Raw genomic sequence first — 10,145 nt, forward strand, 5'->3', positions numbered from 1 at the left:
GTCAGGATCGGTGCCAGCCCGTGGTGCCGTCCCCGCGGATACGCGCCCAGTACAGCCGGCCGTCCAGCCCCTCGACCGCGAGGTCGACCCCCGCGCCCCGGGGAGCGGGGACGGCGGCGGGCGCGCCGGCGGCCAGGAATCCGGTCCGGCTCCAGCGCACGCGCGCCGCGGCGGGCTTCGCCCGCGCCTCGGCACCGGCCCCGCCCGGCCGCTCGTCGACGACGGCCGTCTGCACATCGCCGTGGTCCGCCCGGGTCGCCAGCAGGGTGCGGCCGCCGGGGAGCCGGGCGGCGGCCACGGGCCCGTAGCCGCCGGCTCCGCCCAGATCCGCCACGCGCCCGGCCCGCAGCGGGGCGCCCCGCGCCGTGCGGGGCAGCGCGCCGCTGAGCCGCGCGGTCAGCACATGGCCGGAGACGGGCGCGCGCGCAGAGAGCCGCACGGCGCTCCGGCCGTCGGCACGCGCCGTCAGCGGGCCGGTGACGGCGGGCAGCCCCGTGGCATAGGGGCCGGTCAGCGGGCCGCCGGGGCGCGGCGCCGACCAGGCGAGCACGGTGTTCGCCGTCGCGCCGAAGACGTACAGCCGCCCCGCGCCGTCGGTGGCGGCTGCCGGGGTGCCGTGCACGCCGCTGCCGCCGAGTGCCCGCCACGGCCCCCAGCCGCCGCCGGGCTGCCGGACCCGGCCGCTGAGCTGGTGACGGCTGGTGCGCACGACGACGGTCACGGTGCCGTCCGGGCCGACGGCGGCAGCGGGGGCGCTGATGTCGGACAGGCCCGCCGGATCGCCGGTCTCCGGGGTGCCGAGCGACTCCCAGGAGCCGAATCCGGAGCGGACGGCGGAACCGGAGCGGACGGCGGGGCCGGGGGCGCGCTGGTCGACCCAGCCGACCTCCTTGCGGTATCCGGCAGGGCCGTCCCGGGTGACGGTGCGGGTGCCGACGAGGGCGGTGCGCCCCTCCCGCAGCCGCACGGTGGCCAGCGTGGGGTCGATGCCCGTACGGGGCAGCAGAACGGGCGCGCCCCAGCGGGCCTCCGCGCCGGCCGGGCGGTGCCGGACGGCGATGCGGCCGTCGAGCACGCCGTACGCCCACAGCGCGCCGCCCCGGTCGGCGCGCAGCCAGGAGACGGAGTCCCCGTCGGCGTGCCGTATGCCGTGCGACCAGCCCCGGTGCTGCTGCCCGGGGACCATCTTCAGGTCGCCGCAGCCGGCCGGGGCGCCGCAGGGGCGCCGGGACCGGTCGGCCCAGGCGTAGGTGTCCAGGCTGCGCAGCTTGTTCCGTGCCGTCCGGCCGCCGAGGACGTGGGGCAGGCCGCCGTTGAAGTAGCCGAGGTACGTCTCGACCGTGAAGTGCGGGACCGCGCCGCGGGCGGCGTACTCGCCGTACCGGGCGAGGGCCTCCTGGAGGAAGCGGGCACCGGCGAAGTGGTCCTGGTGGTCCGCGTACCGGCCGTCGCGGTCGAGCCGGCCGGGCGTGGGGTCCTGCATCCGGATCTGCGTCGGCCGGAACCAGCGCAGATAGCCGACGAGGGTCTCGACGAGCTGGGTGCGGGTGTAGCGGAAGGAGCGGCGGACCGGACCCGCGGACGTCAGCCTGGAGCCCAGCGCCGCCGACTCGTCGCGCCACAGCCCGTAGAGGCTGTGCGGCCGGTGCCGGGTGATGCTGCCCGCCTCGCGCAGCAGGCTCCACACCAGGCGGACCTGCGGATGCCCCTGGAGGGTGTCCAGCTCGGCGAAGCCGCCGCCTGCGGTGCGCACGGCCCGGCGCTGCCACGGGGTGGCGCGGTTCCCGGTGACCATCTCGGCGTAGGCCGAGCGGATGCCGTTCTGCCGGGCCTCCGCGTACGCGGCCCTGTCGCCCCGGGCCGACGGCCCGCGCGCCGGTGCGGCGGCGCCCGGCAGGTTCACGCGCGGGGCGTTGACGCCGTCCGACTCGCCGGAGGTCAGATACACGGTGGTCACCGGGCGGCCCGAGCGCAGCGACTGGGCGGTCTCCGGGTTGATGAAGAACAGGTCGTCGTCCGGGTGCGCGACGACCTGCAGCACCGACTCGGCAGTACGCACCCGCCCGCCCGCACCGGCGCCGGCCCACACCCCGGTGGGCGCGGGGGCGGCCTGTACGGGCGGGCCGTCGTCCTGGCGGGCGGCGGAGCGGTCTGCGGCCTGGCCGTGTGCGTAGCCGGTCAGACCGGCCAGCAGGCTGATCGAGCACAGCGCGGCGATCACCGCGCCGGGGTGCCGCCTGCCGGCGACGGCTCGGGGTATGAGAGGCATGTACGGGCGCTTTCTGCATGCATGATCACGTCACCATGCATGATCGTTCCAAGGCCCGGAAGGATGTACGGGCCGCCGTGAATTCTGCCGCCTTGTCCCGATGCCTCCGCACACACCCCCTCCGCCCCTCAGGGAAGCCCGCCGGGAAGCCCTCCGGGCGGTCGCTGCCGCCGGCCGCCCGGCAGCACCGGCCGTGTCCGGCGGCGGTGCGGTGTGTTCGAGCCAGATTCGTACGTCGGGCGCGGGAATCCGGCCCGCACCGCGCGCCCGGCCGGCGCGGCCCGGCGGCGGCCGGACGCGCACACGGTGACCTCGCGGACAGCGGCGCCCGCGACGCCGCCCGCGACGGATGCGGCCTCCCGCGCGGGCCGGGGCCGGGAGCGGCGCAGGACACCCGTGCCGGCGGCGCGCGGTCCGGAGCGCCCCCGCCCCCGGGCGCCGGGCGCCGGGGGCGATACACAACCTGCCCTGCCGGATCGCTCTGTATGAATGGAATATGCGCATCAATGAGATGCCCGGTAATTGTGGCCGCCGGCGGATCGGCGTAAATGGCCAGAACGGTTGCCGGGCCGCAAGTCGAGCAGTGCGTCCCCTTGCCGGAGTCGCTACGGTGCTTCCTGGCTTCGACGCGCTTTGTCTGGGCAAGGGGGGCGTGAAGCATGATCCGGCATAGCTATACCCTGGCACGCTATTCTGGGTCCATAACGGCATGTGATACCGGCTCCGAGTCGGCGGATCCAGCATTCGCCACGCGATCCCGAGGCGTCCGACCCGCAAGGAGCTCATGTGGTGCGTGAACCGGGCGAATTACCGGGCGGGGACCCGGCAGGAGCCGTATCCACGTCGGATGGAAGCACGGAGCCGGAGAACCGCATTGCGGAGGCCCTGAGCGGGTTGCTGGCCGAGGTAGTACGGACCGAAAGCATTCCGGTTGACGGTCACTTTTTCGACGATCTCGGTGCCGATTCCCTGGTGATGGCGCACTTCTGCGCCCGCGTCAGGAAACGGCCGGACCTTCCGCCGGTGTCGATGAGGGACATCTATCTGTGCCCGACCGTCCGGAGCCTGGCAAAGGCGCTCGCGGACGCCGCACCCGACACCGAAGGCCCGCCGGGCCCGGTTCCGGAACCGGCGCCGGGCCCGCCGACGGCGCCGGCCGGCACCGCGCGCTACATCCTGTGCGGAGCGCTGCAGCTGCTGTTCTTCGCCGGATACTCCTATCTCGTCACCCTGGCCACGATGAGGGGCTATCGGTGGGTCTCCGAGGGCTCGGGCGTGGCGGCCGTCTACGGGCGGTCCGTCGTGCTCGGCGCAGCCGGACTGGCCGTCGTGTGCACCGCCCCGATCGCGCTCAAGTGGCTGCTGGTCGGCCGGTGGAAGCCCCGGGAGTTCCCGGTGTGGGGCCTGGGCTATCTGCGCCTGTGGATCGTCAAGGTGCTCGTGAGCACCAACCCGCTGGTGCTCTTCGCCGGCAGCCCCGTCTACGTGTTCTACCTGCGGGCCCTCGGGGCGAGGATCGGCAGGCACGTCACGATCCTCTCCCGTAGGGTCCCGGTCTGCACGGACCTGCTCAGCATCGGCGCCGGCACCGTGATCCGCAAAGAGGCGTCCCTGCTCGGCTACCGGGCCGACGCCGGGCGGATCCGGACCGGCCCGGTCACGCTCGGCAGGGACGTGTTCATCGGCGAGCGGACCGTGCTCGACATCCACACCTCGATGGGGGACCGCTCGCAACTCGGCCACGCCTCCGCGCTGCACGCCGGCGCGGCCGTCCCGGAGGGCCGGAGATGGCACGGCTCCCCGGCGCGGAGCACGCAGGTCGACTATGTCAGGGTCGCCCCGGCGCGGTGCGGCACCCTGCGGCGGGCCGCCTTCGGTATCGGCGGACTGCTCAAGGCGCTCCTCGCGGTCGTGCCGCTGACCGTCGGGGTCGTGGACCTGCTGCTGACGCGGCTGCACACGCTGGCGGGGCGGAGCACGGGAGCGGAGCCGGTCACGTCCTCCGCGTTCTACCTGGAGGCGCTGGTCCTCTCCCTGGTGCTCTTCCTCGGCTCCCTCGTCGTGGGCCTGGCCGTCATCGTCACGCTGCCGCGCCTGCCGGGGCTGCTGATCGAGCCGGGGCGGGCCTATCCGCTCTACGGCCTGCGCTACTCCGCACACCGGGCGGTCGAGCGCATGACCAACTCCCGGTTCTTCGTCTGGCTCTTCGGGGACAGCTCCTATATCGTCCACTACCTCCAGCTGCTCGGATACCGCGCCTCCCGGGCCGGGCAGACCGGGTCGAACTTCGGCACCGGGGTGGTGCACGAGTCCCCGTATCTGAGCTCCGTCGGCAGCGGCACGATGGTCGCCGACGGACTCTCGATCCTCAACGCCGACTACTCCGGCACCTCCTTCCGCGTCTCCCGGACGGCGATCGGGACGTCCAGCTTCCTGGGCAACCTCATCGCGTATCCGGCGGGAGGCCGCACAGGCGACGACTGCCTGCTGGCGACGAAGGTGCTGGTCCCGCTCGACGGGGAAGTCCGGGAGGGCGTGGGCCTGCTCGGCTCGCCCAGCTTCGAGATCCCGCGCTCGGTGGAGCGCGACACCCGGTTCGACCACCTGCGCAGTGGGGACGGGCTGCGCCGCGCCCTCGCCGCGAAGAACCGCTACAACCTCCGCACCATGGGCGTCGTGCTGCTCATCAGGTGGGGGCACCTCTTCGGGCTGATGCTGCTGAGCCTGGCGACCGTCGGCCGGTACGACGCGGTGGGGCAGTTCATGGAGGCCGGGCTGCTGCTGGGCGCGCTCGGCTTCACCGCCGTCTACTACGCGCTGGTGGAGCGGACCATGACCCGCTTCCGCCCGCTGCAGCCGACGGTCTGCTCCATCTACGACCCGTACTTCTGGCACCACGAGCGGCTGTGGAAGGTCTCGGACGCCCATCTGCAGGCCCTCAGCGGGACCCCGTTCAAGAACGTGCTGTGGCGGCTGCTGGGGGTCCGGCTGGGCCGCCGGGTCTTCGACGACGGCTGCCATGTGACGGAGCGCACGCTCACCGCCATCGGGGACGACTGCACGCTCAACGCGGGAAGCATCATCCAGTGCCACTCGCAGGAGGACGGCACCTTCAAGTCCGACCGCAGCACGCTGGGCGCGGGGTGCACCCTCGGGGTCGGCGCCCTGGTCCACTACGGCGTCACGGTGGGGGACGGCGCGACGCTGGCCGCCGACTCCTTCCTGATGAAGGGCGAGGACGTACCCCCGCACGCGCGGTGGGGCGGAAACCCGGCGGCGGAGCTGCGCGGACACGAGCGGCAGAGCCTCGCGGCGGGTGACGCGGCGGCGCCCGTGCCGCCGGCCGCCCGCCCGGCGCTGCCCCAGCAGCCCGGACCCGAAACCGGACCCGAAACCGGACCCGGACCCGGTGGCGCGCCCGTCGCGAAGGGCGCGCCGGGGTGACCGGGCGCCCACCGGCGCCGTGACAGGAGCAGGAGGGAGAGGGAGGCTCGATGAGCGAGTCGACGGACGACGACCGGGGCTCCCGGCGCGAGACGCCCGGCGCGGGCGGATTCACCGCGGTACCGCGCTGGACCCTCGCTCCGGTGGCCGGGACCGGATCCCAGGACACGAGGGTGCCCGACGCCCTTACGGCGTCGCTGCGCCGGAGGGCCGGGGAGATCGGGGTGCCGCTGGAGGCCGTGCTGCTGGCCGCGCACGCCAAGGTGCTCGCCGCGCTGTCCGGGGAGCGGGAGGTGCGGACCGGCTGTGTCACGCGCCGGGGAGGCCCGGCGCTGCCCGTCCGGGTGACGACCGCGCGGGAGACGTGGCGCGACCTCGCCCTGGAGGCCCGCGGGGCCGGGACCGAGCCGCTGCCGGACGGGGCGCCGGAGGCGCCCCGCAGCGAACCGGCGGCGGACGCACCGCAGTGCGAGACCGAGATCGATCTCACCGGCGGCGACGGCGACCTGGCCGCCGGCACCGTGCTGCGGGTGGCGGTCCGGTGGCAGGGGGACCGGCTGGCCCTGCGGCTGCGGTACCGCACCGACGTACTCGACGCGGAGTCCGCGGCCAGGATCCTCGGCTACCACCGCACCGCGCTCGCGCTGTGCGTCGCCGATCCGGACGCCGCGCACGCACGGCAGAGCCTGCTGTCCGCCGCCGAACGCCGCTACCAGCTCGACGGGCTGGCCGGCCCGGCCCGGCCACTGCCCGACCGCCCGTTCCACGAACTGTTCGAGGAGCGGGTACGCGCCCACCCCGACGCCGTCGCCGCCGAACTCGGCGACCGGCAGCTGACCTACCGGGAGCTGAACACGCGCGCCAACCGCCTGGCGCACGCCCTGCTCGCGCGGGGACTGGGCCGCGAGGACGTGGTCGCCGTGGTCGCCGAGCGCACCCTGGAGTGGATGGCCGCCGTTCTCGCCATCCTCAAGGCAGGCGGCGTCTACCTGCCCATCGAGCCGCACTTCCCGGCCGACCGCATCGGGGCCATGCTCTCGCGCGCCGGCTGCGACCTCGTGCTCAGCGAGCCCGGCAGCACCACCGCCCTCGCCGAGGCCCTGGAGACCCGGCTCGGGATCGGCACCCTCTCCGTCGACGCGGCCGGCGACGACGACCGCGCGGGGACCGACCCGGGCGTCGAGGTCGCCCCGGACCAGCTCGCCTACATCTACTTCACCTCCGGCTCCACCGGCGAGCCCAAAGGGGCGATGTGTGAGCACGCGGGCCTGCTGAACCACCTCTACGCCAAGATCGCCGATCTGGGAATCGGCGAGGGCCAGGTCGTCGCCCAGACCGCTCCGCAGTGCTTCGACATCTCGCTGTGGCAACTGGTCTCGGCGCTGCTGGTCGGCGGACGCACCCGGCTGGTCGAGCAGCACGTCGTCCTGGACGTCCAACGGTTCGTCGACACGCTCGCCGCCGGGCGGGTCAACGTGGTCCAGGTCGTCCCCTCCTACCTGGAGGCCGTCCTCTCCCACCTGGAGCGCCACCCGCGCGCGCTGCCGGACCTGCGGTGCGTCTCGGTCACGGGCGAGGCACTGCGCCACGAGCTCGCCCAGCACTGGTTCGCCGCGATGCCGCGGGTCACGCTGGTCAACGCGTACGGCCTGACCGAGACCTCCGACGACACCAACCACGAGGTCATGGACCGGGCGCCGGCCGGCGCCCGGGTCCCGCTCGGCCGGTGCGTGAACAACGTACGCGGCTACGTCGTCGACGAGCACCTGTCCCCGGTCCCCCTGGGCGCCCCCGGCGAGCTCGTGTTCTCCGGGGTCTGCGTCGGCCGCGGCTATATCAACGACCCCGAGCGCACCCGGCTGGCCTTCCTGGACGATCCGCACCGACCGGGCGCACGCCTCTACCGGAGCGGGGACATCGGGCGGTGGCTGCCGGAGGGCAAGCTGGAGTTCCTCGGCCGCCGGGACGCCCAGGTCAAGGTGCACGGATTCCGGATCGAGACCGGAGACATCGAAAGCGCGCTGCTGCGGGTGCCCGGCGTGCGCGACTGCGCCGTCGTGGTCGCCGAGCGGCAGGACCGGGGCCGGCACCTGGTGGCCTTCTGCTGCGGGCCCCGCCCCCTCGACCCGGACGGCCTGCGCGAGCGGCTCGGGGCCGCGCTGCCCCCGTACATGGTCCCCACGGCCTTCCACTGGCGCGACCGGCTGCCGCTGACCGCCAACGGCAAGACCGACAGGAAGTCGCTCGCGGCCCTGGCCGCCGGCCCCGGCACCGCCGAGGACGGCTACCGCGCACCGCGCACCCCCACCGAGCGGCGGCTGGCCGCGGCCTGGGCGAAGGCGCTCGGCATCCCGGCGGACCGGGTCGGACGGCGGGACCACTTCTTCGACCGGGGCGGCACCTCCCTGTCCGCCGTGAAAGTGGCGATCGCCCTCGACCGCGCGGTCACCCTCGACGACCTCGCCGGCCACCCGGTCCTGACCGATCTGGCCGCGCTGGTCGACAGCCGTTCCGAGTGCGGCCCCGGGCCACTGCGCCCGCTGGCCCGGCCGGAGGCCGAGCAGACCGGGGTCCTGGTGTGCTTCCCGCACGCCGGCGGCAGCGCGGCCGACTTCCGGCCGCTGGCCGCGGCGCTCCGGCCCTGCGGCATCGCGGTCGACGCCGTCGATGACATCGATACCGTCGACGCCGTCGACCTGCCCGACCGCGAGGCGACCGCCGCCGACAGCGCCTTCTTCGCGACGCTGGACCAGGTGGCCGAGCGGGTCGTCGGCGAGCTCACCCGGCGCGGCCCGCACCGGATCCTCCTGTGGGGCCACGCCGCGGGCACCGCGCTCGCCATCGCGACGGCGCGCCGCCTGCAGGCCCGCGACGTGCCCGTGCACCGGGTGTTCCTCGGCGCCCAGCTGCTCGGCGGCCCCGCGGAACGGCGCGCCGCCACGGGAGAGCCGGACCCGCGCAGCGACGCGGGGCGAGGCGGGCACCCCGGTGCCGCCGGCCTGCGCCGGCACGACCGCGTCCGGGAGCACCGCTACCTCGCCGGGATCCGGGAGCACCCGCCGGCGGTGCGGCTGGCCGCTCCCGTCACCGTGGTCGTCGCCGCCGACGACCCGGCCACCGCGGATGCCGCGCACCGCCACCGCGACTGGGAGCTGCTCGCCGACCGCGTGGAGCTGCGCGAACTCCCCGACGGTGGCCACGACTTCCCGCGCACCCGCCCCGCCGAGGCGGCCCGTGCCGTGCTGAGCGCCCTGCACGCGGCGGCTCCGTGACACCGCGGCACGGCAGGCCGGTACGGCAGGCAGGCCGAGCCCGGACGAGGGCGGACGAGCCCGGACGAGGGTGGACGACCAGAGACGACGAAGGACGAGGAGAGGGGCACTGACATGCCATCGCCATCCGCGGTCTCACCGCGCGACGTGGTCCTGCGTCCCGGCAGACCGCCGATGCTGCCGACCGGTCTCTGCGGTGACCCGGCGAACTGGGCGGCCCGGCACCGCGACGCGCTGCGCGCGGTCGTCGCCGAGCACGGCGCGGTGCTGGTCCGCGGCCTGGGCCTGGCCGACGCGGCCGGGGCCGAAGCGGTCTTCCGGAGCCTGACCACGGGGCTGATGGGGGAGGAGCGGGAGAGCTTCGCTCCCCGGCAGAACCGGGCGGAGGGCGTGTACACCTCCTCGGCGTGGCCGCAGAACCAGCCGATGTGCATGCACCACGAGCTCAGCTACACACTGGAGTTCCCCGGGCTGATGCTCTTCGCGTGTCTGACCGCACCCGCGGAGGGCGGCGCGACCGGCGTGGCCGACGGGCAGGCCGTCCTGGACGCGCTGCCCAGAAGGCTGGTCAAGCGGTTCGAACGGCAGGGCTGGCTGCTGACCCGCACCTACAACGACGAGATCGGCGCATCCGTCGCCGAGGCGTTCGGCACCGAGGACCGCGACGCCGTGGAACGCTACTGCCGCGCCAACTCCATCGCGTTCGCCTGGCAGCCGGACGGTTCGCTGCGCACCCGCCAGCGCCGCAGCGCCGTGGTGCGTCACCCCGCCACCGGCCGGCGCTGCTGGTTCAACCAGATCGCCTTCCTCAGCGAGTGGACGATCGAACCCGAGGTCCGCGAGTACCTGGTGGACGTCTACGGCGCCGAGGGCCTGCCGTTCAACACCTTCTTCGGCAACGGCGAGCCGCTCGGCGCGGACGTCGTCCAGCGGCTGAACGCCGTCTACGAGGCCCGCACCGCGCGCGAGCCGTGGCAGGCGGGCGATCTCATGCTCGTGGACAACATCCGCACCGCCCACTGCAGAGACCCGTTCGAGGGGCCGCGCGAGGTCCTCGTCGCGATGGGCGACCCGGTGCGCCTGTCCGCCTGCTCGCCGACCATCGAGGTGACCGCCACATGACCGCCCGGCCCCCGGCCGCACGCCGGCCCGCCCCGTCC

General features: G+C 74.8%; 4 protein-coding genes. 3 read left to right on the top strand and 1 reads right to left on the bottom strand.

All coding sequences use genetic code 11. The features are described from left to right. Position 1 precedes the first annotated feature (1 nt). The gene (locus tag G5C65_RS04795) at positions 2 to 2,269 is read right to left on the bottom strand and encodes a PIG-L family deacetylase (RefSeq protein WP_165297342.1); all 2,268 of its coding nucleotides are present in this window, start codon (positions 2,267 to 2,269) and stop codon (positions 2 to 4) included. A gap of 786 nt (positions 2,270 to 3,055) precedes the next feature. On the opposite strand from G5C65_RS04795, the gene G5C65_RS04800 reads away from it, so the two are divergent. From G5C65_RS04800 to G5C65_RS04810, 3 genes are all read left to right on the top strand, one after another. Further along, positions 3,056 to 5,713 carry a Pls/PosA family non-ribosomal peptide synthetase gene (locus G5C65_RS04800; protein WP_420903278.1) on the top strand — a complete coding sequence of 886 codons (2,658 nt, stop codon included), beginning with the start codon at positions 3,056 to 3,058 and terminating at the stop codon, positions 5,711 to 5,713. Positions 5,714 to 5,763: 50 nt separating this feature from the next. Beyond that, positions 5,764 to 8,985, top strand: coding sequence for a non-ribosomal peptide synthetase (locus G5C65_RS04805; RefSeq protein ID WP_165297344.1), 3,222 nt, complete (start codon positions 5,764 to 5,766; stop codon positions 8,983 to 8,985). Between the two features lie 114 nt (positions 8,986 to 9,099). Next, on the top strand, positions 9,100 to 10,107 hold the full coding sequence (locus G5C65_RS04810; protein WP_165297345.1) for a TauD/TfdA family dioxygenase: 1,008 nt from the start codon (positions 9,100 to 9,102) through the stop codon (positions 10,105 to 10,107). Positions 10,108 to 10,145: the final 38 nt, after the last annotated feature.

This window comes from Streptomyces boncukensis, from assembly GCF_011045075.1.
Lineage (GTDB): Bacteria > Actinomycetota > Actinomycetes > Streptomycetales > Streptomycetaceae > Streptomyces > Streptomyces boncukensis.

Coding starts and splice junctions, on each gene's coding strand:
- G5C65_RS04810 (WP_165297345.1), top strand. CDS start 9,100: ATGCCATCGCCATCCGCGGTCTCACCGCGCGACGTGGTCCTGCGTCCC.
- G5C65_RS04805 (WP_165297344.1), top strand. CDS start 5,764: ATGAGCGAGTCGACGGACGACGACCGGGGCTCCCGGCGCGAGACGCCC.
- G5C65_RS04795 (WP_165297342.1), bottom strand. CDS start 2,269: ATGCCTCTCATACCCCGAGCCGTCGCCGGCAGGCGGCACCCCGGCGCG.